Raw genomic sequence first — 25953 nt, 5'->3', positions numbered from 1 at the left:
TTCACATCTGGGTCCCACTTGGGCCTTGCCTGTCCAGTATCCCTGACACGCGCGGGAGGGGCGGCCCCGGTAATCCCCGGGCCCGCCCCTCCGCGCCTGACCTGCTACGACGTGCTACGTGTCGGCTACTGCCGACTACTTTCCGCCTCGGCTGTAGTTCGGCGCCTCGACCGTCATCTGGATGTCGTGCGGGTGGCTCTCCTTGAGGCCCGCCGAGGTGATCCGGACGAACTTGCCGTTGCTCTGCAGCTCCGGAACCGTGCGCCCGCCGACGTAGAACATCGACTGGCGGAGGCCACCCGTGAGCTGGTGCACGACGGCCGACAGCGGGCCGCGGTAGGGCACCTGGCCCTCGATGCCCTCGGGCACGAGCTTCTCGTCGGAGGCGACGCCCTCCTGGAAGTACCGGTCCTTGGAGAAGGAGCGCTGGTCGCCGCGCGTCTGCATGGCGCCGAGCGAGCCCATGCCGCGGTACGACTTGAACTGCTTGCCGTTGATGAACAGCAGCTCGCCCGGGGACTCCTCGCAGCCCGCGAGCAGCGAGCCGAGCATCACGGTGTCGGCGCCGGCGACGAGCGCCTTGGCGATGTCACCGGAGTACTGCAGGCCACCGTCGCCGATGACCGGGACCCCGGCCTCCTTCGCGGCGAGCGCGGCCTCGTAGATGGCGGTGACCTGCGGGACACCGATGCCGGCGACGACACGCGTCGTACAGATCGAGCCAGGACCGACACCGACCTTGATGCCGTCCACGCCCGAGTCGATGAGCGCCTTGGCGCCCTCGCGGGTGGCGATGTTGCCGCCGATGACGTCGACGCCGCCGGCGTTGGACTTGATCTTGGCGACCATGTCGCCGACGAGCCGCGAGTGCCCGTGCGCGGTGTCGACGACGATGAAGTCGGCGCCCGCCTCGATGAGGGCCTGGGCACGCTCGAAGGCGTCCCCGGCCACGCCCACGGCTGCACCGACGAGCAGCCGGCCCTCGGAGTCCTTCGCGGCGCTCGGGTACTTCTCCGCCTTCACGAAGTCCTTGACGGTGATGAGCCCCTTGAGCACACCGGCGTCGTCGACCAGCGGAAGCTTCTCGATCTTGTGGCGGCGCAGCAGCTCCATGGCGTCCACACCGCTGATCCCGACCTTGCCGGTCACGAGCGGCATCGGCGTCATGACCTCGCGCACCTGACGGCTGCGGTCCGTCTCGAAGGCCATGTCGCGGTTGGTGACGATGCCGAGCAGCTTGCCGCCGCCGTCGGTCACCGGCACGCCGGAGATGCGGAACTTGGCGCAGATCGCGTCGGCCTCGGCGAGCGTCGCGTCCGGGTGCACCGTGATCGGGTCGGTGACCATGCCGGACTCGGAGCGCTTCACGAGGTCGACCTGGTTCGCCTGGTCGGCGATGGAGAGGTTGCGGTGGAGAACACCCACACCGCCCTGTCGCGCCATGGCGATGGCCATCCGGGACTCGGTGACCTTGTCCATCGCGGCCGAAAGCAGCGGGATGTTCACCCGCACGTTCTTCGAGACGTGCGAGGCGGTGTCGATCTGGTCGGGCGCCATGTCCGACGCGCCCGGCAGCAGCAGCACGTCGTCGTAGGTCAGCCCGAGTGTCGCGAATTTCTCGGGCACTCCGTCGACGTTTGCAGTCATGACACCTTCCCCAAATGGCCTTGATCGGTGCGGATGTCCATGCTAACGGCCCGCAGGGGCGTCTCATTCCATGAGCAAGATCATCGACTTTCTTTGTACGTTCACACGTACGTAGCCGGGGTGCGGTACCGCCGCCCCCTACTGCTCGGCGAGCGCCCGCAGCCGACTCAGCGCCCGGTGCTGGGCGACGCGCACGGCCCCGGGTGACATGCCCAACATCTGCCCGGTCTCCTCCGCGGTGAGCCCGACGGCGATGCGGAGCAGCAGCAGTTCCCGCTGGTTCTGCGGAAGGTTGGCGAGCAGCTTCTTGGCCCACGCGGCGTCGCTGTTCAACAGCGCCCGCTCCTCCGGGCCGAGCGAGTCGTCGGGCCGCTCGGGCATCTCGTCGGAGGGCACCGCCGTCGAACCCGGTCCGCGCATGGCGGCCCGCTGCAGATCGGCGACCTTGTGCGCGGCGATGGCGAAGACGAACGCCTCGAAGGGCCGCCCGGTGTCCTTGTAGCGCGGCAGCGCGAGCAGCACCGCGACACAGACCTCCTGGGCGAGGTCCTCGACGAAGTGCCGCGCGTCCCCCGGAAGTCGCGAAAGACGCGTGCGGCAGTAGCGGATGGCGAGGGGGTGGACGTGCGCGAGCAGATCGTGCGTGGCCTGCTCGTCACCGTCCACGGCGCGCCCGACGAGCGTACTGATGACCCCCTGGGGAGCCGCTGCCTCGTCGTCGCGCATCGGTCCATGGTGCCCCGACCCCGATCGGTCCGTGACACCGTGCCCGTAGTTGTGCACCGAAGCGTTATGAGCAGGTGCGCCGGAACTCATCTCCTGCGCCCTCCCCTCTCGCTGACCCTGCTCGCCCGACTCGTCCCCGAGGAACTCCACACCCCCAAGGATGCGGCATCGCGCGCGAAGCGTCGAAAAGCCGCCCCGCGAGGGGGCGGAACGGGGTCCCTCACGGCCGGTCCACCGCGCCCCGAAGGGCGCGGGTGGCTGCGCCGATCAGCGACTCGTCAGCGAACCAGGCCCCACCGGAAGCCGAGCGCCACGGCGTGCGCGCGGTCCGAGGCGCCGAGCTTCTTGAACAGGCGACGCGCGTGCGTCTTGACCGTGTCCTCGGAGAGGAACAGCTCGCGCCCGATCTCGGCGTTGGACCGCCCGTGACTCATGCCTTCGAGCACCTGGATCTCGCGCGCGGTGAGCGTGGGGGCGGCCCCCATCTCGGCCGAGCGCAGTCTGCGCGGGGCGAGCCGCCAGGTCGGGTCGGCGAGCGCCTGCGTCACCGTGGCCCGCAGCTCGGCGCGCGAGGCGTCCTTGTGCAGATAGCCGCGGGCGCCCGCGGCGACCGCGAGGGCCACGCCGTCCAGGTCCTCGGCCACGGTGAGCATGATGATGCGCGCACCGGGATCGGCGGAGAGCAGCCGCCGTACTGTCTCGACGCCGCCCAGTCCGGGCATGCGTACATCCATCAGAATCAGGTCCGAGCGGTCGGCGCCCCAGCGGCGGAGGACTTCCTCGCCGTTGGCCGCGGTCGTCACGCGCTCGACGCCGGGCACGGTCGCGACCGCGCGGCGCAGCGCCTCTCGGGCAAGCGGGGAGTCGTCGCAGACGAGGACGGAAGTCATGACCGTCCTCCGCAGCTGATGCGCGTCACCTTGAGCCTCCAGGCTGTGTACGAATCGTCACCTGTGCGGTCGACACTCAACAAGGCATTCGGACACCTGCCCGAGCGCTTGTTCATTCAACCGCCTCCGCACTCTCAACGACGGTCACTCGAAAGAGTTACGGGTCCGACGGCCTCCTTCGGCACTCTACGTGAGGGCCCGGACACGGTGCGGACAGCGCGGCGGACCCTCAAGGTTTCATCACAAGCTATGCCCCATTTGGAAGCTTTTCTTCCCTTTTGCTGGTGTCTATAGCTAGATTCGCAATGAGTCATATTTTCATCTCCTTAGACAGTAGATGTACGGTCATGGGCACCGTATCCGCGTCTGAATGGCTACAAGGGGACACAGCAATGGCAGATTTCTCCCGCCTTCCCGGACCGAACGCCGATCTGTGGGACTGGCAGCTCCTCGCGGCCTGCCGCGGGGTGGACAGCTCGCTCTTCTTCCACCCGGAGGGCGAGCGCGGGGCGGCACGCAGCGCCCGTGAGAACTCGGCCAAGGAGGTCTGCATGAGGTGCCCGGTGCGCGCGGAGTGCGCTGCTCACGCCCTACAGGTGCGCGAGCCGTACGGCGTGTGGGGCGGCCTCACCGAGGACGAGCGCGAAGAACTCATGGGGCGGGCCCGCAACCGGCTCGTCACGGCGTCGGCCGGGAGCGGAGGGCAGGCCGCGACGAGCGGCGCGCGTGGCTGAACACCGCTGAACACCGCTGAACACATCTGAAGGAACGTTTCTGCACGGTCCGCGGAGGTCGGCGCGTCGAGGCGCGCCCGTCTCCGCGTTCAGCGTGTCGCGGCCTTCGCCAGGTGGTCGAGGGTGGCGCCGACGGCCGGCACCTGGGCCAGATCCGGCAGGGTGAGCGCGACGATCTCGCGGCGCACGGCGGGCTCGACGGTTACCGTGCGTGCACCCTTGGGCCGAACGGACTCGATGGCCAGTTCGGGGAGGACCGCCACGCCCAGGCCCGCGCCGACGAGCCCGACCACCGCCGGATAGTCGTCCGTCGCGAAGTCGATGCGCGGGGCGAAACCTGCGCCCCTGCACACCTCGACCAGCTGTCGGCGGCAGCGCGGGCAGCCCGCGATCCACGGGTCGTCCGCGAACGCGTCGATGGTGACGGACCCCGCCCCCGCCAGCCGGTGCCCCTCGGGGACGAGGCCGACGAGCCGGTCCGCGAACAGCGTCCGTACGACGAGGTCGTCCCAGTCCTCCGTGGCGTGCGCGCCCTCGTACCGGAAGGCCAGGGCCACGTCGCAGTCGCCCTCGCGGAGCATCTCGACGGAGCGCGGCGGCTCGGCCTCGACCAACGACACGCGCGTGCCGGGGTGTTCGGCGCGCAGGGCGGCGAGGGCGGTGGGCACGAGGGTCGAGCTGCCGCTGGGGAAGGAGACCAGGCGGACGCGGCCTGCGCGCAGACCCGCGATCGCGGCGATCTCCTCCTCGGCGGCGGTGAGCCCGGCGAGGATGCCGGAGGCGTGCCGCACGAGGGCCTCGCCGGCCTGCGTCAGGCGCATCTCGCGGCCGGTGCGGATCAGCAGCGGGGTGCCCGCCGATGTCTCCAGGGCCTTCATCTGCTGGCTGACGGCGGGCTGGGTGCAGCCCAGCTCGCGGGCCGCCGCGGAGAAGGAGCCGGTGGCGGCCACGGCGCGCAGGACACGGAGATGACGGGCCTCGATCACCCCTCAAGCATAAGCGACGCTTGGGGATCGCGCCGAATAATGCGTGGCGGCTTTGGGTGTCGGTCCCGTAGCGTTCCGCACATGAAGCTTCTGTCGCTGAATCTGGGGCGCGCCGAGCCGGTCGAGTACACGGACCAGGCCGAGGGGGTGACGGGCATCGACAAACGGCCGGTCAGCGGCCCCGTGCGGGTGTCGGCGCCCGGCGAGAAGGGGACCGGCGCGAGTGGGCTCGCCGGGGACGCGGTGTGCGACCTGCGGCACCACGGCGGGGACCACCAGGCGGTGTACGCGTACGCGCGCGAGGACCTGGACGCGTGGGGCGAGGAGTTGGACCGGCCGCTGCCCAGCGGTGCGTTCGGCGAGAACCTCACGACGGAGGGGGTGGACGTGACCGGGGCGCGGATCGGCGAGCGCTGGCGGATCGGGGCGGACCTGCTCCTGGAGGTGACCTCGGGCCGGATCCCGTGCCGGACCTTCCAGGGGCATCTGGGCGAGCGGGGGTGGGTCAAGCGGTTCACTCAGGAGGGGGCGCCGGGGGCGTATCTGCGGGTGATCGAGCCGGGCGAGATCCGTGCGGGTGACCCGGTCGAGGTCGTGTTCCGGCCTGATCACGAGGTGACTGTGGCGTTGCAGTTTCGGGCCGTGACCACGGAGCGGGGGTTGCTGCCGGGGTTGCTCGTCGCCGGGGACGCCCTGCATCCGGAGGCGAGGCGCTCCGCGCGGGAGTACGTCGAGAAGTACGGCTCGTAGCCCCCGTTGCGGCCCCTTCCCCCTACGCCACGGGGCTCCGCCCCGGACCCCGCGCCTCAAACGCCGGCGGGGCTGGAAAAGACCGTGACTCCGCCCCGGACCCCGCGCCTCAAACGCCGGCGGGGCTGGAACAGCCCGTGACTCCGCCCCGGACTCCGCGCCTCAAAGGCCGGCGGGGCGGGAAAAGACCGTGGCTCCGCCCCGGACCCCGCGGGCTAGCGTCCGACGGCGGGGCTTGAATGGCCCACCCGTGGTGATCGAGCTCCGTCCCGGCCATCTCCCACCACCCCTGGCGGACGACACCACCCACCTTGGGCAATCCGCCGCCGCCCCGGCCCCCACCCGTTGCGCCAGGCCTCACCCCGCCTCGAGCAATCCGCCGCCCACCCCAGCTCCCCACCCACCCCTAACAGTCGGCCGCAACCGCCTTGGGCAGTCTGTCGCCTGGGGCGGCAGGGTGGGCAAGGTGGCGCGCGGTGCGGCGCACCGTCGCAACGGCGTCGGCCCCGGTGCAGGTCCGGGCGGGTCCGCGGGCTCATTAACCTTGGGCCATGACTACCGCTCTGATCACCGGATCCACCGCGGGCATCGGCGCCGCGTTCGCCCGGCGCCTCGCCTCCGACGGCCACAACCTGGTGCTCGTCGCGCGCGACACCAAGCGGCTGCACGAGCAGGCGACGGAACTGCACGACCGGCACGGCATCGAGGCCGAGGTGCTCACCGCGGACCTGGCGACGGAGGACGGGATCGCGGCGGTGGAGGCCCGGCTGACGGATCGTAAGGCCGCGGTCGATCTGCTCGTGAACAACGCCGGGTTCGGCAACAAGGGGCATTACCTGGAAGTGCCCATGGCCGATGAGCTGACGATGCTGAAGGTGCACTGCGAGGCGGTGCTGCGGCTGACGTCGGCGGCGGCCGGGGCGATGCGGGAGCGCGGCCGCGGCGGCGTCGTGAACGTGGCGTCGGTGGCGGCGTTCGTGCCGCGCGGCACGTACGGGGCGTCGAAGGCGTGGGTCGTGCAGTTCACGCAGGGCGCGGCGAAGGATCTCGCGGGCAGCGGGGTGCGGCTGATGGCTCTGTGCCCGGGTTTTGTGCGTACGGAGTTCCACGAGCGGGCCGGGATGGGCACCGGCAACATTCCGAAGTGGATGTGGCTCGACGCGGACAAGCTGGTCAGCGCGGCCCTCTCCGACCTCTCCCGGGGCAAGTCCCTGTCGATCCCGGACCCTCGGTACAAGGCGCTGATGGGTGTGGTGAAGGTGACGCCGCGGGTGCTGCTCGGGGGGATCACGTCGCGGACGGGGCGCAAGTACGGTCCCCAGTAAGGGAGTTGACTCGAAGAAGCCGGAAAACGCCGAGGCCCGGCTCCCCGCGACGGGGAGCCGGGCCTCGGTGACGCTCGGAGGTCAGTGCGAGTGACCGTGCCCGTGGCCGGCGGCCTCGGGCTCCTCCTCGGCCGGCTTCTCGACGACCAGGGTCTCGGTCGTGAGGAGCAGGGAGGCGATGGAGGCGGCGTTCTCCAGGGCGGAGCGGGTGACCTTGACCGGGTCGAGGACACCGGCCTTGACCAGGTCGACGTACTCGCCGGTCGCGGCGTTGTAGCCGTTGCCCTTGTCGAGCTCCTTGACCTTGGAGACGATCACGTAGCCCTCCTGGCCGGCGTTCTCGCCGATCCAGCGGAGCGGCTCGACGACCGCACGGCGGACGACGGCGACACCGGTGGCCTCGTCGCCCTCCTTGCCGAGGGAGCCGTCCAGGACCTTGGAGGCGTGGACGAGCGCGGAGCCACCACCGGAGACGATGCCCTCCTCGACCGCGGCGCGGGTCGCGGAGATGGCGTCCTCCAGACGGTGCTTCTTCTCCTTGAGCTCGACCTCGGTGGCCGCGCCGACGCGGATCACGCACACGCCGCCGGCCAGCTTCGCGAGGCGCTCCTGGAGCTTCTCGCGGTCCCAGTCGGAGTCCGTGTTCTCGATCTCGGCCTTGATCTGCGCGACGCGACCGGCGACGTCCTCGGACTTGCCGCCACCGTCGACGATGGTGGTGTCGTCCTTGGTGATGGTCACGCGGCGGGCGGAGCCCAGCACGTCCAGACCGGCCTGGTCGAGCTTGAGGCCGACCTCCTCGGCGATGACGGTGGCACCGGTGAGGGTGGCCATGTCCTGCAGCATCGCCTTGCGGCGGTCACCGAAGCCGGGGGCCTTCACGGCGACGGCGTTGAACGTGCCGCGGATCTTGTTCACGACCAGGGTCGACAGGGCCTCGCCCTCGACGTCCTCGGCGATGATCAGGAGCGGCTTGGAGCCACCGGCCTGGATGACCTTCTCCAGGAGCGGGAGCATGTCCTGGATCGAGCCGATCTTGCCCTGGTGGATCAGGATGTACGGGTCGTCGAGGACGGCCTCCATACGCTCCTGGTCGGTGACGAAGTACGGGGACAGGTAGCCCTTGTCGAAGGCCATGCCCTCGGTGAAGTCGAGCTCCAGACCGAAGGTGTTGGACTCCTCGACGGTGATGACACCGTCCTTGCCGACCTTGTCCATCGCCTCGGCGATGAGCTCGCCGACCTGGTTGTCCTGGGCGGACAGACCGGCGACGGCGGCGATGTCGGACTTCTCGTCGATCGGGCGGGCGGTCGCGAGGAGGTCCTCGGACACGGCCTTGACCGCGGCGTCGATGCCCTTCTTCAGGGCGGCCGGGGAGGCACCGGCGGCGACGTTGCGCAGGCCCTCCTTGACCAGGGCCTGGGCGAGCACGGTGGCGGTGGTCGTACCGTCACCCGCGATGTCGTTGGTCTTGGTCGCCACCTCCTTCACCAGCTGCGCGCCGAGGTTCTCGTACGGGTCCTCGACCTCGACCTCACGGGCGATGGTGACGCCGTCGTTGGTGATGGTGGGGGCGCCGAACTTCTTGTCGATGACGACGTTGCGACCCTTGGGGCCGATCGTCACCTTGACCGTGTCGGCAAGCTTGTTGACGCCGCGCTCGAGGGCGCGACGGGCGTCCTCGTCGAACTTCAGGATCTTCGCCATGGAGCTGAGTCAGTCCTCTCGAAAGCGAGCCGCGCCCCTCGCACCCGGCATTCTCAGCGGGGGCCAGGGGCGCGGTTCAAAGCATTCTGCTTCGGTGCTGCTTGGAAGCTTGGAAAGCTTGGGTGAATTACTTCTCGACGATCGCGAGCACGTCGCGAGCCGAGAGGACGAGGTACTCGTCGCCGTTGTACTTCACCTCGGTGCCGCCGTACTTGCTGTAGAGCACGACATCGCCGACCTTGACGTCGAGCGGCAGACGCTCGCCGTTCTCGAAGCGGCCGGGACCCACGGCGAGGACGGCGCCCTCCTGGGGCTTCTCCTTCGCGGTGTCCGGAATGACCAGGCCAGAGGCCGTGGTCTGCTCGGCGTCGAGCGGCTGGACCACAATGCGGTCCTCGAGCGGCTTGATGGCAACCTTGGAGCTGGAGGTCGTCACGATCCGGTCTCCCCCTTCGGAGATCTCACGGGGTTAACAGTCTGGGGTGGCGACCAGGTGGATCCGTCGTCGCGGGTGCCGGACCTGCCCGTCGCTGTTGGCACTCTCCACTGGTGAGTGCCAGAGCCGAGACTATGACCGCGATTAGCACTCGGTCAAGCGGACTGCTAACCGAGCTCACACATGGTCCTCCAGCGCCGCCACCTGGTACCCCTCCGCCGCGATGCGGCGCAGCAGGTCCGGCACCGTCCCCGCACGCACGCTGAGGACGTCGCCGGGCCGCAGGACCCCCTCCGGTTCGCGCCCGACGACGATCGCGTCGACGCCGCACGCGGCCGCCGCCTGCAACGTGTTCGCGTCGTACGCGCCGCGGGGCGGGTGGAGCAGCCGCGGGGCCGCGCCGAAGCGGGCCGCGACACGGTCGCGCTGACCGCAGATCTCGGCGTGCTGCTCTACGTAGCCGAGGCCGGGCAGGGACGGTCCGGTGAGCGTGCCGTTCTCGAAACGCGCGCCCAGGGCGGCCAGTTCACCAAGGCGGCCCTCACCGGCTCCTGCCAGGAACACCGAGACGGGCAGCCTCCGCTCGCGGACCAGGTCGACGAAGCGGCCGTCCCGCCCGACCCCGGCCTCGTACGCGAGGAAGACCACCTTGTCGTGGGTGGGGATGCGGGAGACAACCCGCGGAAGGGGGTGCGCCCGCAGTGCCGTATGCGCGACGGGGGCCGTCTGCTGGGCGCAGCCGGTGAGCGGTGCGGCGAGCAGCGCGGTGGCCAGGGCGCAGCCCGCGAGCCGGGTGGACGCCCCGCGCGCGCTCGTCACAGGCGGCCCTCCAGGCACGCCACTGCGCATCCGGGCGCCAACTTTCGGGCACCTTGCTCCTTTTGTCGTACTGGTTGCATGGCGCCGGATCCTGGCAGCTCACGGCCCCGTCCCTGGGCCGACACCGCCGCCCCGCGCGCACCGTCGCCCGCCTGGCCCACAATGGGGCGGGTGAGCACCTCCCCTTCGCCCGACGCCTTCTCCGCCCTCCTGACCCCGGAGGGTCAGGCCCTGCTCGACGAACTCCGGGACCACGACCCGTCCCAGGAACTCGCGCTCGCCACGAGGCTGCGTCGCGAGCACCCGGCCGAGCTGGTCTCGGCGGCGCTGGCCCAGGCGCGGCTGCGGCAGCGGGCCGTGGCGAAGTTCGGGGCCGAGGACGCGGCGCGGATGTACTTCACGCCCAACGGCGTGGAGCAGTCGACGCGGGCGAGCGTGGCGACGTACCGCGCCGCGTCCTTCAAGGACCTCGGCGTACGGTCCGTCGCCGACCTGTGCTGCGGCATCGGCGGCGACGCGATCGCGCTGGCCCGCGCGGGGATCCGGGTGCTCGCCGTCGACCGGGACCCGTTGACGTGCGCGGCGGCGCGGGCGAACGCCGAGGCGCTCGGGCTCGCCGGACTCGTCGAGGTGCGCGAGGCGGATGTGACCGAGGTGGACACGGACGCGTACGACGCGGTGTTCGTGGATCCGGCGCGGCGCGGTGGGCGGGGCCGCGTCTTCGATCCCGAGGCCTACTCCCCTCCCCTGTCCTGGGCCGTGTCCGCCGCGTTCAAGGCGCCGCGCGCCGCGCTGAAGATCGCGCCCGGCATCCCGCACGAGGCGATTCCGGCCGAGGCCGACGCCGAGTGGATCTCGGACGGGGGCGATGTGAAGGAGGCGGTGCTGTGGTTCGGGACGGAGCCGGGGAGGATGCGGGCGACGTTGCTGCCGGGGGCGCGGGGGCTTGTGGGGCGGGGGCTGCCGGATCCCGAAGTGCGGCCCGTCGGGCGGTATTTGTACGAGCCCGACGGCGCGGTCATCCGGGCGCATCTGGTCGCCGAGGTGGCGGAGGAGGTCGGGGGCGGGCTCGTCGACGAGACGATCGCGTATGTGACGGGGGACGAGTTGCGGCCGACGCCGTACGCGGACGCGTACGAGATCACCGATCAACTCCCGTTCAACGTGAAGAAGTTGAAGGCCCTGCTGCGGCAGCGGGAGGTCGGGGTGCTGACCGTCAAGAAGCGGGGGTCGGCCGTCGAGCCGGAGGAGTTGCGGCGGAAGGTGATGCCGAAGCCGTACGGGAAGGTGGCGACGACGGTGTTCCTCACGCGGGTCGCGGGGGCGCCGACGATGCTGGTCGGCGCGCCCGTGGGGGCGGCCGGCGGGGCACGTTGAGGTCCTGGAGGTCCCAGAGGCGTACGGTGCCGTCCTCCGAAGCCGTGGCCACGTAGCGGCCGTCCGAGCTGAAGTCGATGCAGTTGACGGGCTCCTCGTGGCCGCGGAGTTTCTTGACGCAGCGCACTTCGCCGGGGTCGGTGGACCACAGTTCCAGGGTGGGGTATCCGTCGGAGGCCCAGGGGTCCTGGTTCTCGCTCCACGCGGCAAGAGCCATGAGACGCCCCGCCCGGCCGAAGGCGAGCACGTAGGCAGTGGGGATCTCGGCCTCGTCCTCTCTGAGCCAGGTCCCGCCTCCGTCCCGGCGCCAGAGAGCGCCCTCCTCCCGCCCGGAGACCACGTACAGGAGGTCACCGCCGCGGCTGAACACCGCCCCCGCGCCGCCCTTGATCCCGCCCCCGACGCGCTCGCTCCGGCCGCCGCGCCCCGTGAATTCGGGCGACCGGTACCGCACGATCCGGCCGCGGTCGCCTCTCAGCGCGAGCAGATCGCCGTCGGGGAGAAAGGCCAGCGCGGCCCCGGGGACCGAGGCCTCCGAGTCGCCCTCCCGTCCGGGCTCCCCACGCCGGACGAGTCCGGCCCTCTCGCCGGTCACTTGCCACACGGAGAAGTCGCCGCTCTGCATGGAGGCGTCGTCGCTGTCCCTGGGGAAACCCGCCACGTAGCGTCCCGACGGGCTGAAGTCCAGTTGGAAGCGGGGCGCGCTCGCGCTCTTGATGAAGGATCGGGTGGCACCCGGCCACAGCAGCAGGCCCTCCTCGCACCCCACGGCAAGCCTCGTTCCGTTCCGGCTGAACGCCATCGACAAGACCCCGGCCCCCGTGTCGTATCCCTCCCACCCCGGGAGTGCGGGCAGCCGCTCTCCTCGTCCGTTCCTCGCCCACAGCCGCCCGTTCGAGTCTCCCCAGACCAGCCCCGTCGACCTCGGCCGCATGGCGACCGCACTGGCGGTCGTCCCGTCCGGAGTGGAGAAGACCGCCACGCTCTCGTCCCAGCGCCGCGTCCACAGGAATCCGCCGCCGGCGATCGCCGCGGCGGCCCCCGCCGTGAGCACCGCCCGACGCCGCACGGCGCGCGCCGCCGTCCGGTCGCCGCCGCCCGTCGCCGGATACGTGGGCGCGCCCGCGAGCGCTTCCTGAAGGCGGATGTGCCGGAACTGGTACGCGCTGCCGGACTGCCGGAGGATGCCCCTGCCGCGCGCGTCGGCGAGGAACGCGAACAGCCGCCAGGGCACATCGCCACGGAGCGCGAGCCACAGTCGGCTGCCGAGGAAACGGGGCCACGCGCGCGACAGCAGAACGATGTAGGCGAACAGCAGCCCCGGCAGCAGGAACGTCGCCCCCATCCCCAGCTTGCCGGGGCCGTATTGGCGGTCCGTCATCGACCATGCGTACCGGAGGTAGTCGCCCTCCTCGCCGTGCGCGGGCCAGCCGGGCCAGCCGGACACCCACCGGAAGACGAGCCCTCCCGCCGTCAGCCCGGCCACGAGGCCGAACGCCCCGAGCCCGCCCACCACCACGCCGGAGAGCAGCGCCCCGAAGAGGGACGACATCCGGTCCTGCGCAAGGGAGTTGCGCGGGCTGACCCGGGTCGCCCTGGACGGGGGCGCGTTGAACCAGGCGTGCACGGCGAGGGCGAGCCCGACGACGAGACACAGGGCGAGGCACAGCGTCAGCAGCGTCACCCATGCCTCCGCGCTCGACCGCCAGGAGGAGACCGTGTGCCGCGACAGCAGGTCGAACAGCGTCGTCCCGAAGGCCACCGGCCCCACCACCCAGGCGCACAGCACGACTCCGCGCAGGAACTCGCGCCGAAGTCGTTGCCCCGCCCCGCGCAGCGACCAGACGAGCCGTCCCGGCCGCGCCTCCTGCATCACGTACCAGATGACGGCGGGGACGAGCCCGAAGGCGAGGCTGTACATCATCCAGCCCAGGACAGCACTCCCCTCGAGGCCCTCGGTCAGCACCAGCCATACGGCGATGATCCCGCCCAGTACGAGCCCGAACCCCACCCCCTGCAACAGCCCCGCCCACACCGGCAGCACCCGCCCGCTCAGCCGCCACCACTCCAGGTCGCGTTCCCGGTGCTCGTGCAGATACCGCGCCAGGAACGTCAGCCACCGCCGCGCCCGCCCGGCGTCCCACCGCGCGGGTCCCCGCTCCGACGAATCCGCGTACGCCGCGTCGAGGAGCCGGTGCGTGAGGTGGTCCTCGACTGCGTACCGGCAGTCGAAGCGCGTGGTGTCGAGGAGTTCCCCGGGGTCTCCGTCGGCGTGGTACACGAGCTGCGCGGTCGTCACCATCAGCGGCGTGGACAGTGCCTGGCCGAGCGGGCCGTGCGGGAAGCGTTCCAGGTGGTCGAAGACCGCCTCCCAAGGCGTCGGGCCCGGACCCCGGTCCTCTCGCAGGTGCGCGATGACGTCCCGGGGGCGCAGGGGCAGCACCTCGACGACCGGTGCCCGTCGCAACCGGGGCGCGCCGCCCTCGATCAGCTCCTCGTACTCGACGGCCCGGCAGGTCACGACGACGGGCCGGTCCGTGCCGATCCCCTGGTTGATGCCCTGGACGGCGCCGCGCCGCGCCGTCTCGGGGATCTCGTCGAGCCCGTCGAGCACGGGCAGCAGCAGACCGTGCGTGAGCAGCGCGCGGGGGATCTCGGGACGGCCGCCGTAGTACGGGACGGCGAGGGTGCGGACGATCCAGTCGTCGAGGCGTTCGCACACCGGGTCCCAGGAGGAGACGGGCAGCAGCACCGGCACCGGGGCGCCCGGTGTGCGCGCGTCGAGCAGACCCAGGGTGAGCAGCATCGCGAGCACGGTCTTGCCCGCCCCCGGCTCACCGATGACGACCAGCCGCCCGTCCGTCAACCTGCCGTATCCGGAGGCCAGTTGGGCCATGGCGTCGGAGAAGCGTCGCCGTATGCGCCCGTCGAGGCGGCGCCGCGACGTCTGCCCGCCGGGGCCCGCGGCGGGCCGGTCGGCGACGGGGCGGTCCGTCTCCGCCCAGGCGAGCGGCAGCACTCCGGGGTCGCGCAGCCGCCGGGCCTCGGCCTCGTCCAGCCACTGGATCCGTACATTGCGGGCCAGGTCGTCGGCGTACGCGGCCGGGTCGGGCGGCAGCGGTTCCGCACGGAAGAAGTCCGCCACGGCGAGGGCCAGAGCGGCGAGGCCCACGAACAGCGAGGTGATCGAGGAGAGTTGGCCCGCGTCACCGCCCGCCAACATCCATCCGCCGAGACCGAGCGTGACGACGGCGACGGTCGCCAGCAGCGCGTCGCGGGCGAGGCGTCGATGCGCGCGTGCGCGTGCGGACGGCCCCCGTAGCACGGCACCATTGTGGCCACCCGCGCAGGACCCGGCACCCGCGCGGACACATGTGGAAAGGCCGCCTACGCATCCGCCCCGAGGGCGGCCCGGACCGCCCCTACGCCGCCTCGAACCGCCACCGGTGCACCGCCCGCGTCACCAACTCGCCGTCCGGCTCCGGGAGTTCCGGGAGGTCGGCGTCGTACGGGGCGTCCCACCACGTAATGACGAGGACCCGGTCCTGCGGGGCGCGGAACGTCTCGCGGCGCTCGGGGGCCGGGTCGAGGGCCTGTCCCTTCGCCCAGGTCAGCAGCTCCTCGCCGCGGCCGTCGACGGCGCGGGCCTCCCACATCAGGGCGACCGTCATGAGTACAGGTTCTCCTTGCTGACCTCGTGCACGTGGTCGTGGTCGTGGCTGTGGCCGGGGACGTGCGGCTCGGTGACCGGGAGGGAGGAGTCCGCCGGGAGGTCCCAGGAGGACGGGGTCCGGTTGCGGGCCACCATCTCGGCGCCGAGCGCGGCGACCATCGCGCCGTTGTCCGTGCACAGCTTGGGGCGCGGCACGCGCAGCCGGATCCCGGCCCGCTCGCAGCGCTCCTCGGCGAGGGCGCGGAGCCGGGAGTTGGCCGCGACACCGCCACCGATCATCAAGTGGTCGACGCCCTGGTCCTTGCAGGCCCGCACGGCCTTGCGGGTCAGGACGTCGACGACGGCCTCCTGGAACGACGCCGACACGTCGCGCACCGGCACGTCCTCCCCGGCCGCCCGCTTGGCCTCGATCCAGCGCGCCACGGCGGTCTTCAGGCCGGAGAAGGAGAAGTCGTACGCGGGGTCACGGGGGCCGGTGAGGCCGCGCGGGAAGGAGATCGCGTTCGGGTCGCCCTCCTTCGCGTACCGGTCGATGACGGGACCGCCCGGGAAGCCGAGGTTGAGCACGCGCGCGATCTTGTCGAAGGCCTCGCCCGCCGCGTCGTCGATCGTCGCGCCCAGGGGACGTACGTCGGAGGTGATGTCGGTGGACAGGAGGAGCGAGGAGTGGCCGCCGGAGACCAGCAGCGCCATCGTCGGCTCGGGCAGCGTGCCGTGCTCCAGCTGGTCGACGCAGATGTGCGAGGCGAGGTGGTTGACGCCGTACAGCGGCTTGTCGAGCGCGTACGCGTACGCCTTGGCGGCGCTCACGCCGACGAGCAGCGCGCCCGCGAGGCCGGGCCCGGCCGTCACGGAGATGCCGTCGAGGTCCTTCGCCGTGATGCCCGCGTCCTTCAGGGCGCGCTGGATGGTGGGGACCATCGCCTCCAGGTGTGCACGGGACGCGACCTCGGGGACGACGCCGCCGAAGCGGGCGTGTTCGTCGACGCTGGAGGCGACGGCGTCGGCGAGCAGGGTGGTGCCGCGGACGATGCCGACGCCGGTCTCGTCGCAGGAGGTCTCGATGCCGAGGACGAGCGGTTCGTCAGCCATGGTTGTTCTTCTCTTCTGTCTCTTGCGCCGGTGTCTCTTGCACCGTGGGTGTCTCTTGCGTGGTGGTGAAGCGCATGACGAGCGCGTCCACGTTGCCGGGCTGGTAGTAGCCGCGCCGGAAGCCGATCGGCTCGAAGCCGAAGCGCTCGTACAGCTTCTGCGCCCGCGTGTTGTCGACGCGCACTTCGAGCATCACCTGGTCGACCTCGAAGGCGGTGGCGTGCCGCAGGAGTTCGGTGAGCAGCGCGGCGCCGAGCCCGGTGCCCCAGTGGTCGCGGGCGACGGCGATGGTCTGGATGTCGGCGAGGTCCCCGGAGGCGGCGACCCCGCCGTATCCGACGAGCCGCTCGTCGGCGTCGTACGCGACGACGTACCGCCGCGTCGAACCGACGCCGCGCGCGTGCGCGAGCTCGGACCAGAACATGCCGCGCGACCAGGCGTCGTCCGGGAAGAGCTCCTTCTCCAGTACGAGGACGGGGTCGATGTCCCACCAGCGCATTTCGCGCAACGATGCGTCCACGGCGGTCACTTGGGGGTGACCACCTTGTAGTTCTTGGGGACCTGCGCGTCGGGGCGGCGCAGGTAGAGCGGCCGCGGTTCGAGCAGCTCCTCCCCCGCGGCCAGCTTCTCGGCGGCCAGGGCGGCGAGCGCGGCGGCCGATACGTTCTCGGGGCCGCGCGCGTCCGGGAAGGTGTCCGGGTACAGCCGCGCGCCCTGGCCCACGGCGGGCAGCCCGGCGACGGCCTCGGCGATGTCGGCGGGCCGGTCGACGGCGGCCTCGGTGACGCGCGTGCGCGCGTTCTCGTACCGCGCCCAGTACACCTCCTTGCGCCGGGCGTCGGTGGCGACGACGAAGGGGCCTGCCCCGTCCAGGGCGTCGCGGGCCTCGTACGCGAGGCCGTCCAGCGTGCACAGTCCGTGCACGGGCACCCCGAGCGCGAGTCCGAACGTGTCGGCGGTCATCAGGCCGACCCGCAGTCCCGTGTAGGGGCCGGGGCCGACGCCCACGACGATCCCGGTGACGGCGTCGAGCCGGGCGCCGGCCTCGGCGAGCACTCGGTCGACGGCGGGCAGCAGCAGCTCCCCGTGTCTGCGAGCGTCCACCTGGCTCGACTCGGCTACGACGGATGTCCCGTCGTGCAGGGCGACGGTGACGGCGGGGGTGGCGGTATCCAGAGCGAGCAACAGCACGCGAACAGCCTACGACCACCGGAAGGCGGACACGTCCGTACTTCCCGGCAAGGCCGGTCGGCCGGGCCTCGACTGCTACCGTCACTCTGAAGTTCGTACTTGAGAGGCAGGCACCTGGTGGCACGGAGCAGCACCGGATTCGTGACCGCGCTCACGGCGGGGGCGCTCGTCGTGGTCGGCTTCCTCGCCTACCAGGCGTCGGCGAGCGCGCCCGACGACCTCGCCGAGAAGAAGTCGGGGTCCTCGCCCTCCGCCTCGGCGTCCAAGACGCCCCAGAAGACGACCGACCCGAAGGCGCTGCCCGCCGGCTCCGGCAAGGGCGAGCGCGTCGTGTACTCGCTGGGCGAGAACCGTGTCTGGCTGGTCGGCTCGGGCAACAGGACGAAGACGACGTTCGAGGTCACGCCCGGCACGGTGGACCCGGCCCCGGGCGCCTACTCGGTGACCTCCCGCTCCGGCTCGGTCACCGGCACCGACGGCGTCCCGATCGAGCACGTGGTCCGCTTCGCCACCACCAACGGCGTGGCGATCGGCTTCAGCGCCGCCGTCGACGGCTCGACGGCCGCGCCCGACCCCGGAAAGCAGACCGGCGGCATCCGCGAGTCCCGCAAGGCCGCGAACGAGATGTGGCAGTTCGCGACGATCGGCGCGAAGGTCGTCGTCGTCAAGTAACACCGCCCCCCACCACCGGTCCCGGTAAATCCAGCCCCTCCGGCGGTCCCGGTAAATCAAGCCCCTCCGGCGGTCCCGGTAAATCCAGCCCCTCCGGCGTTTGAGGAGCGGGGTCCGGGGCAGCGCCCCGGGTCCGCGACACCGTCGCGGCGCAACGACGATTCGCCACCCCGCCGCGGCGCGGCCGGCGGAACGGAAACGGCTCGCGCCGCCGCACACGACGCCAAAAGATCCCGCATCGACACTGCGCGCACACCTTCACGTTCCGAAGTCGACATGGATGCCTCCCGGCGGCGTTCGAGGGGACCTGGTTAGGTAGACCTAACCAGTACCGGCCTCCATGTGAACACGCCGAAGCCACGCCGCGCAAGAATTTGCCGACGCCCTGTCGGGATACGTACGAGTGGGTGCGGGACGGGTACGGGACGGGTGCGGGACAGGTACGGGACACGGGCTCAGCCCGCGAGCGACCCCAGGTCCGCCCCGGCCCACCGCTCCCCGATGCCGTTCAGCGTCACGACCCTGACCTCGTCCGTCGTGTCGCCCGTGGCCCGGTCGATGATCACGTGCAGCCGGTCGTCGGCGAGCTCCTCGACCTTGCCGTCGCCCCACTCCACGACGACCACGGAATCGGGCAGCGAGACGTCGAGGTCGAGGTCCTCCATCTCGTCGAGCCCGCCCCCGAGCCGGTACGCGTCGACGTGCACCAGCGCGGGCCCCTCGCCGAGCGGCGGATGCACCCGGGCGATCACGAACGTCGGCGAGGTCACCGCGCCGCGTACGCCCATGCCCTCGCCGAGCCCGCGGGTCAGCGTCGTCTTGCCCGCGCCCAGCTCGCCGGTGAGCATCACGAGGTCGCCGGGGCGCAGCCGTTTGGCCAGGGCGAGCCCCAACTCCCGCATCTCGTCAGGTGAGTTGACGGTGACGGTAACGGTCGTGACGGGGGTGGCGGACTCAGCCGCCGGGCTGTGCGGTGCTGCCGGTGTCTCCATAAATCCCCACGGTAGCGGCTGTGGGCACGGCCCCCGCACGCACCAGCAGATCCGCGAGACGGTCCGTCACGACCTCCGGGTGCTCCAGCATCACGAGGTGCCCGGCGTCCGGCACCAGCACGAACTCGGCCTCCGGGAGCAGCCCCGCGATCGCCTCGCTGTGATCGCTCGGCGTGACCAGGTCGTGCTCGCCCGCGAGGACGAGCACGGGCAGGTCGGCGAAGTACGCCAGGGCGTCCGCCTTGTCGTGGTCGTCGAACGCCGGGTAGAACTCGGCGACCACGTCGATCGGCGTCCCCTCGATCATCCGCTCGGCGAACCGCGCGACCGCCGGGTCGACGTCCCGCGAGGCGAACGAGTACCGCTTGATGATCCCGGCGAACAGGTCGGCCGTGGCCCGCCGCCCCTTCTCCACAAGCTCCGCCCGCTGCCCGAGCGCCCTCAGTACGCCGGGCAGCACGCGCCGCACCGCGTTCACCCCGGCCACCGGCAGCCCGTAGTTGACCTCGCCGAGCCGCCCCGACGACGTACCGACGAGGGCGACACCCATGACCCGCTCGCGGACGAGGTCCGGGCACTGGTCGGCGAGCGCCATCACGGTCATGCCGCCCATGGAGTGGCCGACGAGGACGAGCGGGCCCTCGGGCGCGGCCGCGTCGATGACGGCCTTCAGATCGCGGCCGAGCCGGTCGATCGAGACCGGGGTCCCGTCCTCGACCTGCTCGGCGCCCCGCCCGGACCGCCCGTGACTGCGCTGGTCCCAGTACACGCACCGCACCGCGCCCCGCAGGGCCGCGCGCTGGAAGTGCCAGGAGTCCTGGCTGAGGCAGTAGCCGTGGCTGAAGACGACGGTGACGGGCGCCGGGGCCTTGCGGCCGAAGAGGCGCCGCCGCCGCGCCCCCGCGCCGCCGCCGGCGGCCTCCGGGTCCGCGTCCTCGACCTCGTAGTACAGCTCGGTGCCGTCCTCGGCGTACGCCTTTCCCGGCACGCCGCGCAGCGCTCCGTAGGGGCCCGAGGCGTCGAGGGCGAGCCGTGCCTTCTTGCGCATGCCGCGGCCCACGGTGAGCCGCTCGATGGCGACGCCCGCGGCGGCCCCGGCCGCGACCACGCCTATGGCGGCGCCCGCGAGGCCGGCCCGCCGCCAGTTACCGGAGGCCGCGGCCTCGGTGACGGCCGCCGTGGCCTGTGCGCTGCTCTCGCTCACGTGCCGCTCCCTTGTCGCGCCGTGCCGTACCGGTACCGAGTTCCCGTTTCCACCGGCCCGTTCACGGTTCACATGGTGGCGGCTCGGGCGGTCCTGACGGTGGACGCTCAACCCGTGACGCTGGTCACGCCCGCGAGTCGCCGCCGGTCTCCCCGCCGCCGTTCTCTCCTACGTAGACGCGCGGTACGCGGGAACCGATCCGCGTCACGATCTCGTACGCGATGGTGCCCGCCGCGACCGCCCAGTCCTCGGCGGTCGGCTCGCCGCCGTCGCCGGGTCCGAACAGCACCGCCTCGTCGCCCGCGGCCGGCTCGTCGCCGCCGAGGTCGACGACGAACTGGTCCATGGCCACCCGGCCCGCGATCGTGCGCCGCTTGCCGCCGATCAGGACGGGGCCGGTTCCGGAGGCGTGCCGCGGAATGCCGTCCGCGTAGCCGAGCGGGACGAGGCCGAGGGTCGTCTCGCCCGGTGTGACGTAGTGATGCCCGTAACTGACCCCGAGTCCACCCGGAGCGTGCTTCACGAGCGCGAGATTCGCCTTGAGCGTCATCACGGGGCGAAGCCCGAAGTCGCCGGGCGCGCCGACCTCGGGGCTCGGGGAGATCCCGTACATGGCGATGCCGGGGCGGACGAGGTCGAAGTGGGTCTCGGGGAGTGTGAGCGTGCCCGGCGAGTTGGCGATGTGCCGCACTTCGGGGGTGACGCCCTCGCCTTCCGCGTACGCGACCATGTCCCGGAAGGTGGCGAGTTGCGCGGCGATGGACGGGTGCCCGGGCTCGTCGGCGCAGGCGAAGTGCGACCACAGCCCGGTGACGTTCACGAGCCCCCCGGCCTGCGCCGCGAGCGCCTCCCGTACGAGTTCGGGCCAGTCGCCGGGGAGGCATCCGTTCCGCCCGAGCCCGGTGTCGGCCTTGAGTTGGATGCGGGCGACCCGCCCGGCCGCACGCGCCGCGTCGACCACCTCGCGCAGCGCCCACATCCCACTGACGGACACGTCGAGTTCGGCCTCGATCGCCTCCCGCCAGGGGCCGCCCGGCACCCACAGCCAGCACATGACGCGCCCGGTGAGCCCGGCCGCCCGCAGTTCGAGCGCCTCCTCCGGGGTGGCCGCCCCCAGCCACTCGGCGCCCGCCTCCTTCGCGGCCCGCGCGACGGGGATCATTCCGTGCCCGTACGCGTCCGCTTTCACCACGGCCATGAACGCGGCGCCGGGCGCGTGTGCGCGCAGGGCCCTCACGTTGTCCTTGAGCGCGGCCAGGTCGATCTCGGCGCGGGCGCGAAGCGGGGCAGTCACGTTCTCGTTCATGGTGAGCCAAGTGTCTCAGAGGGGGCGATACCCATAGACCCCCTGCGGCGATCCCCATAGAGCCCCTGCGGCGATTGAGCAGCGGGGTCCGGGGCAGAGCCCCGATCTTTCAAGCCGCGCCGACGATCGAGACGCAACCTTCCAGCCCCGCCGGCGCTTGAGGCGCGGGGTCCGGGGCAGAGCCCCGCGACGTAGGCCCGGTCGACCTGCCCCGCCCCCACCCCCTGCGGGACACTCATGGCATGCGATGCGCTCACGACGTAGAGACGGTCAGGTCCGCCGAGCGCGCCCTCATGGCGCGGCTGCCCGAAGGCGCGCTGATGCAACGCGCCGCCGCCGGCCTCGCCGCCGCCTGCGCCGACCTCCTCGGCAAGGTCTACGGCTCCCGCGTCACCCTCCTCATCGGCTCCGGCGACAACGGCGGCGACGCCCTGTACGCGGGCGCCCGCCTCGCCCGCCGCGGCGCCGGCGTCACGGCGCTGCTGCTCTCCCCGGAACGCGCCCACCCGGAGGGCCTCGCCGCCCTCCGCTCCGCCGGCGGCACACTCCTCGACGCGAACACCGAGCACGCCACGGAACTCGTGGGCCGCGCCGACCTCGTCGTCGACGGCATCGTGGGCATCGGCGGCAAGGGCGGCCTGCGCCCCCGCGCCGCCGAACTCGCCGACGCCGCCCGCGGCCCCGTCGTAGCCGTCGACCTCCCGAGCGGCGTCGACGCCGACACCGGCGAGGTCCACGGCGAAGCCGTACGCGCGGACGCGACCGTCACCTTCGGCACGTACAAGCCGGGCCTCCTCGTCGACCCGGCCCGCGCGTACGCGGGCGCCCTCCGCCTCGTCGACATCGGCCTCGAACTCACCGAGGCGGAGGCGGAGTTGGAGGCCCTCCAGTACGCGGACGTGGCGACCCTGCTGCCCGAACCCACCGGCGAGAGCGACAAGTACCGCCGCGGCGTCGTCGGCATCGTCGCCGGCTCGGCCCGCTACCCCGGCGCCGCGACCCTCGCGGTGGCGGGCGCGCTGCACGGCGGCGCCGGGGCGGTGCGCTACGTGGGCCCGGCCGCGGACGCGGTCCTCGCCCGCTTCCCGGAGACGCTCGTCTCGGCCGGGCCACCGGCGCGGGCGGGCCGCGTGCAGTCGTGGGTGATCGGCCCGGGGCTCGGCGACGACGCCTCCGGCCTGCACGACGTCCTGGCATCCGACGTCCCGGTCCTCGTCGACGCGGACGGCCTGCGCCTCGCGGACCCCGCGACGGTCCGGGCCCGCACGGCGCCCACGGTCCTGACCCCGCACGCCGGGGAGGCGGCGGCACTCCTCGGCGCGACCCGCGAACAGGTCGAGGCCGAACGACTCGCATCCGTACGGGAGTTGGCGGCCCGCTACGCCGCGACGGTGCTCCTGAAGGGCTCGACGACCCTGATCTCGCCGCCGGACGAGACCCGCCCTGCCCGCGTGAACCCCACCGGCACCCCCTGGCTCGCCACGGCCGGCAGCGGCGACGTCCTCTCCGGCCTGACCGGCTCCCTGCTCGCGGCGGGCCTCGCCCCACTGGACGCGGCCTCCGTCGGCGCCCATCTGCACGGACTCGCGGGCCGGCACGCGGCGAACGGCGCGCCGATCTCCGCGCAGGACGTGGCGGGCGCGCTGAGGGCCGCCTGGCAGGACGTCACGGAAACCCCCTAGCCGACACGCACCCCGCCGGACCGCACCGCACGGAAAACCGCTACGCCCGGCCCCCTCCCCCTTGCTACCGTCATCGACGACCGTGCAGTCACAGCTGGGAGGTGAGACCCGTGTACACAGTCACCCATGGGTGCTCCCTCGGCTCGTCACGGTCCGGCGGCTGACAGCAGGTGTCGCCGGGAGCGCCCCGTAGATCTCAGATCTCAGATCTCACGATCGATCGAGGGCCTCCCGAGAGGAGACACCGATGACCATCACCATCACGACCATCCGCGTCGCGGAGAACCAGTGGCACGCCCTGGAGGACGACGAGGTGGTCGGCCGCGGCCACGCCGCCCACCGCCCCGACGGCCGCCTCTTCGTCAGCGTCGACGCCTGGCACGACACCGCGTTCACGGCCCTGGCCAAGACCCTGCTCGGCGACCTGCCGGGCCCGCTGCACACCGTGGTCGACGAAACCGACATCGAACTCGCCGCGAAATGGCGGCAGTTCGGCTTCACGGTCGGCCGCAGCGAATGGGAGTACGAGATTCCCACCGACCCCGCCGTCACCGGCCTCGGCGCCGCGCGCCCGCCCGCGGGCGTCACCGTCGTCCCGGCCGGCCAAGCCGCCGAAGACCCGCTGCGCGCCCTCGACCGCACCGTCCGCGCCGAGGTCGGGGCCGCGGCCGGCTGGCACACCATGCCCGCCGAAGTACGGCCGCTGCCACCGGGCGGCACGGTCCTCGACCCGGCGAAGTACACCGTGGCCGCGGCCCCCGACGGCGGCTACCTCGGCCTCCTGCGCCTGGCGACGGCCACCCGCCGCCGCCGCGTCGGCCTGCTCGCGGTCCGTACCGACGCGCGGCGCCGCGGTATCGCGCGGGCCCTCCTGGCCGACGTACTGAACACCCTGCACCGCTCCGGCACGCGCACGGCGTCGGCCGAGGTCGACGAGTCCAACACGGCCGCGACCGCCCTGTTCGACGGCATCGGCGCGCGCCGCGTGAACCGCGCCCTGGAGCTGGTCCGATGACAAGGACGACGCAGCAGAACAGCGGAGGCGTGCACACCGAGGGCACCGTCGTCGAGTGCCTGCGCAGCGCCATGTTCACGGTCGAGCTCGACAACGGACACCGGGTGCTCGCGCACGTCAGCGGCAAGATCCGCAAGAACTACATCAAGATCCTGCTGTCGGACCGGGTCCTGGTGGAGCTCACGCCGTACGACCTGACGCGGGGCCGGATCGTGTTCCGCTACCGGTCGTAGGGCCGGCCACCTCATCCGTGCGCGGCGCCTGCCCGCCGTTCGTCGAGGAGCGTCGCGCGCGGACCATCCCCCACCCCACGAGCGCCGCCGCCACGCCGGTGAGGACCAGCCCTCCGACCGTGGCCGCCCGCTGGAACTGCGCGGCCTGCGCCGCGCTCCAGTCGGACGCCGCGACGCTCCCGGTGAACAGCGCCGCGAGGACCGTGCCGGAGACGGCGAGCCCGACGCCGTTCGAGACCTCGGTGACGGTGTCGGTGAGCGCCGAGCCGATCGAGGCCCGGTCCTTGGGCAGCCCGCGCAGCACGTTGAGCCCGGCGACGACGCCGACCACCCGCAGCCCGGCGGCCACCAGGGCGAGGGCCACGGCCACGTACACATAGCCGAACCGCCCCAGGAATCCGTACACGGCGAGTCCGGAGACGACGGCGACGGAGCTGAGCAGCGCGGCGCGCGCGTGCCCGACGCGCTCCACGAACGGGTTCACGAAAGGACCGGCCCCGAGCAGCACCACGACCTGCGGCAGCATGCCGAGCGCCGCGAACCCCGGCGACCAGCCCCAGGCGAGCTGGAGCTGCAGCGTGACCAGGTAGCCGAGCCCGGCGGTCGCGAGCCCGGCCGCCGCCTTGTAGGCGAGCCCGCTGGAGACCAGCGGCCGGGCCACGAGCCCCAGGTCGAGCAGCGGATACGCGGCCGTCCGCTCGCGCCGCACGAACAGCGCGCCCGCGCCGACGGCGCCCGCGACCGCCGCCCACGGCCGCCACGCGCCGACCCCCTGGTTCACGAACAGCGTCGGCGCGAGGAGCGCGAGCACGATCGCGGCCGTCCCGAGCACCGCGCCCGGCACGTCCACCGGATCCCGGTGCAGCTCGTCCTCGCGGTCGGCCGCGATGCCCGCCCGTACGCCGACGTACGCGAGCGCGGCGACCGGCACGTTCACCAGGAGCAGCACCTGCCAGGGCGCGAAGGAGAGCACGAACCCGCTCACGGTCGGCCCGATCGCCATCCCGACGAGCCCGACGGTCGAGATCAGCGTGACCGCCCGCAGCCGCAGGCCGTCCGTGTCGAAGAGCCGGAAGGCGAGCGCCATGGTGCCGGGTGTCGTCATGGCGGCGGCGACGCCCATCACGGCGCGTACGGCGATGAGCTGCCACGCACTCGTGACGAACGCGGTCGCCAGGCTCGCGAGCCCGAGCAGCACCAGGCCGACGAGCATCACCCGGCGCCGCCCGACCCGGTCGGCGAGCGCGCCGAACACCAGCATCAGCCCGCCGAACACGACGGTGTAGGCGCCGGTCACCCACTGCAGGGCGACGGTGGAGGCGCCGAGCTCGCGGCCGATGGTGGGCAGCGCGACGTTGAGGATCGAGTTGTCGAGCATCTCGAAGAGGAAGACGGCGGACAGGCCGGCGAGCGCCATCCACGCGGCGCGCAGCGACTGGGGTGCTCCTTCGGAGCGATTGACGAACACCGTTCCACAGTAGACCGTCGTTCGTCAT

General features: G+C 72.3%; 25 protein-coding genes. 8 read left to right on the top strand and 17 right to left on the bottom strand.

Going from position 1 to position 25953, the window contains the following annotated elements:
* Positions 1-135: 135 nt before the first annotated feature.
* From guaB to RBJ65_RS02750, 3 genes are all read right to left on the bottom strand, one after another.
* A complete protein-coding gene (gene guaB, locus RBJ65_RS02760) occupies positions 136-1647 on the bottom strand; it encodes an IMP dehydrogenase (RefSeq protein ID WP_306321019.1) in 1512 nt (503 codons plus the stop codon).
* Between the two features lie 138 nt (positions 1648-1785).
* A complete protein-coding gene (locus RBJ65_RS02755) occupies positions 1786-2373 on the bottom strand; it encodes a sigma-70 family RNA polymerase sigma factor (protein WP_306321018.1) in 588 nt (195 codons plus the stop codon).
* Positions 2374-2651: 278 nt separating this feature from the next.
* Entirely contained in the window at positions 2652-3263 is a 612-nt protein-coding gene (locus RBJ65_RS02750) for a response regulator transcription factor (RefSeq protein ID WP_003948568.1), read from the bottom strand.
* 392 nt (positions 3264-3655) lie between these two features.
* Between RBJ65_RS02750 and RBJ65_RS02745 the strand changes: the two genes are divergently transcribed.
* Positions 3656-3997, top strand: coding sequence for a WhiB family transcriptional regulator (locus RBJ65_RS02745; RefSeq protein ID WP_306321017.1), 342 nt, complete (start codon positions 3656-3658; stop codon positions 3995-3997).
* An 89-nt stretch (positions 3998-4086) separates the two neighbouring features.
* On the opposite strand, the gene RBJ65_RS02740 is transcribed toward RBJ65_RS02745, so the two are convergent.
* The gene (locus tag RBJ65_RS02740) at positions 4087-4983 is read right to left on the bottom strand and encodes a LysR family transcriptional regulator (protein ID WP_306321016.1); all 897 of its coding nucleotides are present in this window, start codon (positions 4981-4983) and stop codon (positions 4087-4089) included.
* A gap of 81 nt (positions 4984-5064) precedes the next feature.
* On the opposite strand from RBJ65_RS02740, the gene RBJ65_RS02735 reads away from it, so the two are divergent.
* A complete protein-coding gene (locus RBJ65_RS02735; protein WP_306321015.1) occupies positions 5065-5733 on the top strand; it encodes an MOSC domain-containing protein in 669 nt (222 codons plus the stop codon).
* 551 nt (positions 5734-6284) lie between these two features.
* The gene (locus RBJ65_RS02730; protein WP_306321014.1) at positions 6285-7058 is read left to right on the top strand and encodes an SDR family oxidoreductase; all 774 of its coding nucleotides are present in this window, start codon (positions 6285-6287) and stop codon (positions 7056-7058) included.
* An 81-nt stretch (positions 7059-7139) separates the two neighbouring features.
* Here the strand turns inward: RBJ65_RS02730 and groL are convergent, their stop codons facing one another.
* From groL to RBJ65_RS02715, 3 genes are all read right to left on the bottom strand, one after another.
* Entirely contained in the window at positions 7140-8765 is a 1626-nt protein-coding gene (gene groL / locus RBJ65_RS02725) for a chaperonin GroEL (protein ID WP_306321013.1), read from the bottom strand.
* A 127-nt stretch (positions 8766-8892) separates the two neighbouring features.
* The gene (gene groES / locus RBJ65_RS02720) at positions 8893-9201 is read right to left on the bottom strand and encodes a co-chaperone GroES (protein ID WP_306321012.1); all 309 of its coding nucleotides are present in this window, start codon (positions 9199-9201) and stop codon (positions 8893-8895) included.
* Between the two features lie 177 nt (positions 9202-9378).
* Complete coding sequence (locus tag RBJ65_RS02715; protein WP_306321011.1) at positions 9379-10020, bottom strand: polysaccharide deacetylase family protein; 642 nt, start codon at positions 10018-10020, stop codon at positions 9379-9381.
* A gap of 162 nt (positions 10021-10182) precedes the next feature.
* On the opposite strand from RBJ65_RS02715, the gene RBJ65_RS02710 reads away from it, so the two are divergent.
* A complete protein-coding gene (locus tag RBJ65_RS02710; protein ID WP_306321077.1) occupies positions 10183-11397 on the top strand; it encodes a methyltransferase domain-containing protein in 1215 nt (404 codons plus the stop codon).
* Here RBJ65_RS02710 and RBJ65_RS02705 read toward each other — a convergent pair.
* From RBJ65_RS02705 to tsaB, 5 genes are all read right to left on the bottom strand, one after another.
* Positions 11327-14722: a hypothetical protein gene (locus tag RBJ65_RS02705; protein WP_306321010.1), complete on the bottom strand. Its 3396-nt coding sequence runs from the start codon at positions 14720-14722 to the stop codon at positions 11327-11329. The genes RBJ65_RS02710 and RBJ65_RS02705 overlap by 71 nt on opposite strands.
* A gap of 97 nt (positions 14723-14819) precedes the next feature.
* Positions 14820-15068: a hypothetical protein gene (locus RBJ65_RS02700; RefSeq protein WP_306321009.1), complete on the bottom strand. Its 249-nt coding sequence runs from the start codon at positions 15066-15068 to the stop codon at positions 14820-14822.
* On the bottom strand, positions 15065-16162 hold the full coding sequence (gene tsaD, locus RBJ65_RS02695) for a tRNA (adenosine(37)-N6)-threonylcarbamoyltransferase complex transferase subunit TsaD (protein WP_306321008.1): 1098 nt from the start codon (positions 16160-16162) through the stop codon (positions 15065-15067). Before tsaD ends, RBJ65_RS02700 begins: the two co-directional genes overlap by 4 nt.
* On the bottom strand, positions 16155-16661 hold the full coding sequence (gene rimI / locus RBJ65_RS02690; RefSeq protein ID WP_306321076.1) for a ribosomal protein S18-alanine N-acetyltransferase: 507 nt from the start codon (positions 16659-16661) through the stop codon (positions 16155-16157). Before rimI ends, tsaD begins: the two co-directional genes overlap by 8 nt.
* Before the next feature lie 26 nt (positions 16662-16687).
* Positions 16688-17353: a tRNA (adenosine(37)-N6)-threonylcarbamoyltransferase complex dimerization subunit type 1 TsaB gene (gene tsaB, locus RBJ65_RS02685; protein ID WP_306321007.1), complete on the bottom strand. Its 666-nt coding sequence runs from the start codon at positions 17351-17353 to the stop codon at positions 16688-16690.
* A gap of 117 nt (positions 17354-17470) precedes the next feature.
* On the opposite strand from tsaB, the gene RBJ65_RS02680 reads away from it, so the two are divergent.
* Positions 17471-18025: a hypothetical protein gene (locus RBJ65_RS02680; protein WP_306321006.1), complete on the top strand. Its 555-nt coding sequence runs from the start codon at positions 17471-17473 to the stop codon at positions 18023-18025.
* 56 nt (positions 18026-18081) lie between these two features.
* Here RBJ65_RS02680 and RBJ65_RS42050 read toward each other — a convergent pair whose 3' ends face one another.
* From RBJ65_RS42050 to alr, 4 genes are all read right to left on the bottom strand, one after another.
* Positions 18082-18303 (bottom strand): hypothetical protein, encoded by a 222-nt coding sequence (locus tag RBJ65_RS42050; RefSeq protein WP_372341355.1) that lies wholly within the window; start codon positions 18301-18303, stop codon positions 18082-18084.
* Between the two features lie 177 nt (positions 18304-18480).
* On the bottom strand, positions 18481-19017 hold the full coding sequence (tsaE, locus tag RBJ65_RS02675; protein ID WP_306321005.1) for a tRNA (adenosine(37)-N6)-threonylcarbamoyltransferase complex ATPase subunit type 1 TsaE: 537 nt from the start codon (positions 19015-19017) through the stop codon (positions 18481-18483).
* Positions 18980-20221 carry an alpha/beta fold hydrolase gene (locus tag RBJ65_RS02670; RefSeq protein WP_306321004.1) on the bottom strand — a complete coding sequence of 414 codons (1242 nt, stop codon included), beginning with the start codon at positions 20219-20221 and terminating at the stop codon, positions 18980-18982. Before RBJ65_RS02670 ends, tsaE begins: the two co-directional genes overlap by 38 nt.
* Before the next feature lie 124 nt (positions 20222-20345).
* Entirely contained in the window at positions 20346-21527 is a 1182-nt protein-coding gene (gene alr / locus RBJ65_RS02665) for an alanine racemase (RefSeq protein ID WP_306321003.1), read from the bottom strand.
* 242 nt (positions 21528-21769) lie between these two features.
* On the opposite strand from alr, the gene RBJ65_RS02660 reads away from it, so the two are divergent.
* From RBJ65_RS02660 to infA, 3 genes are all read left to right on the top strand, one after another.
* Entirely contained in the window at positions 21770-23209 is a 1440-nt protein-coding gene (locus RBJ65_RS02660; RefSeq protein ID WP_306321002.1) for an NAD(P)H-hydrate dehydratase, read from the top strand.
* 247 nt (positions 23210-23456) lie between these two features.
* A complete protein-coding gene (locus RBJ65_RS02655) occupies positions 23457-24224 on the top strand; it encodes an N-acetyltransferase (RefSeq protein ID WP_306321001.1) in 768 nt (255 codons plus the stop codon).
* Complete coding sequence (gene infA / locus RBJ65_RS02650; RefSeq protein WP_306321000.1) at positions 24221-24457, top strand: translation initiation factor IF-1; 237 nt, start codon at positions 24221-24223, stop codon at positions 24455-24457. Before RBJ65_RS02655 ends, infA begins: the two co-directional genes overlap by 4 nt.
* Here infA and RBJ65_RS02645 read toward each other — a convergent pair.
* Positions 24405-25925: an MFS transporter gene (locus RBJ65_RS02645; RefSeq protein WP_306320999.1), complete on the bottom strand. Its 1521-nt coding sequence runs from the start codon at positions 25923-25925 to the stop codon at positions 24405-24407. The genes infA and RBJ65_RS02645 overlap by 53 nt on opposite strands.
* Positions 25926-25953 lie beyond the last annotated feature (28 nt).

Source organism: Streptomyces sp. KL109B (genome assembly GCF_030766935.1).
In the GTDB taxonomy this organism is placed as follows: Bacteria; Actinomycetota; Actinomycetes; order Streptomycetales; family Streptomycetaceae; genus Streptomyces.
This window is presented reverse-complemented; position numbering and strand designations above follow the sequence as displayed.

Bases quoted from the DNA above. Each gene is read 5' to 3' on its own strand.
- guaB (WP_306321019.1), bottom strand. From the start codon at position 1,647: ATGACTGCAAACGTCGACGGAGTGCCCGAGAAATTCGCGACACTCGGG.
- RBJ65_RS02755 (WP_306321018.1), bottom strand. From the start codon at position 2,373: ATGCGCGACGACGAGGCAGCGGCTCCCCAGGGGGTCATCAGTACGCTC.
- RBJ65_RS02750 (WP_003948568.1), bottom strand. From the start codon at position 3,263: ATGACTTCCGTCCTCGTCTGCGACGACTCCCCGCTTGCCCGAGAGGCG.
- RBJ65_RS02745 (WP_306321017.1), top strand. From the start codon at position 3,656: ATGGCAGATTTCTCCCGCCTTCCCGGACCGAACGCCGATCTGTGGGAC.
- RBJ65_RS02735 (WP_306321015.1), top strand. From the start codon at position 5,065: ATGAAGCTTCTGTCGCTGAATCTGGGGCGCGCCGAGCCGGTCGAGTAC.
- RBJ65_RS02730 (WP_306321014.1), top strand. From the start codon at position 6,285: ATGACTACCGCTCTGATCACCGGATCCACCGCGGGCATCGGCGCCGCG.
- groL (WP_306321013.1), bottom strand. From the start codon at position 8,765: ATGGCGAAGATCCTGAAGTTCGACGAGGACGCCCGTCGCGCCCTCGAG.
- RBJ65_RS02710 (WP_306321077.1), top strand. From the start codon at position 10,183: ATGGGGCGGGTGAGCACCTCCCCTTCGCCCGACGCCTTCTCCGCCCTC.
- RBJ65_RS02700 (WP_306321009.1), bottom strand. From the start codon at position 15,068: ATGACGGTCGCCCTGATGTGGGAGGCCCGCGCCGTCGACGGCCGCGGC.
- tsaD (WP_306321008.1), bottom strand. From the start codon at position 16,162: ATGGCTGACGAACCGCTCGTCCTCGGCATCGAGACCTCCTGCGACGAG.
- rimI (WP_306321076.1), bottom strand. From the start codon at position 16,661: ATGCGCTGGTGGGACATCGACCCCGTCCTCGTACTGGAGAAGGAGCTC.
- RBJ65_RS42050 (WP_372341355.1), bottom strand. From the start codon at position 18,303: ATGTCGACTTCGGAACGTGAAGGTGTGCGCGCAGTGTCGATGCGGGAT.
- tsaE (WP_306321005.1), bottom strand. From the start codon at position 19,017: ATGGAGACACCGGCAGCACCGCACAGCCCGGCGGCTGAGTCCGCCACC.
- alr (WP_306321003.1), bottom strand. From the start codon at position 21,527: ATGAACGAGAACGTGACTGCCCCGCTTCGCGCCCGCGCCGAGATCGAC.
- RBJ65_RS02660 (WP_306321002.1), top strand. From the start codon at position 21,770: ATGCGATGCGCTCACGACGTAGAGACGGTCAGGTCCGCCGAGCGCGCC.
- RBJ65_RS02655 (WP_306321001.1), top strand. From the start codon at position 23,457: ATGACCATCACCATCACGACCATCCGCGTCGCGGAGAACCAGTGGCAC.
- infA (WP_306321000.1), top strand. From the start codon at position 24,221: ATGACAAGGACGACGCAGCAGAACAGCGGAGGCGTGCACACCGAGGGC.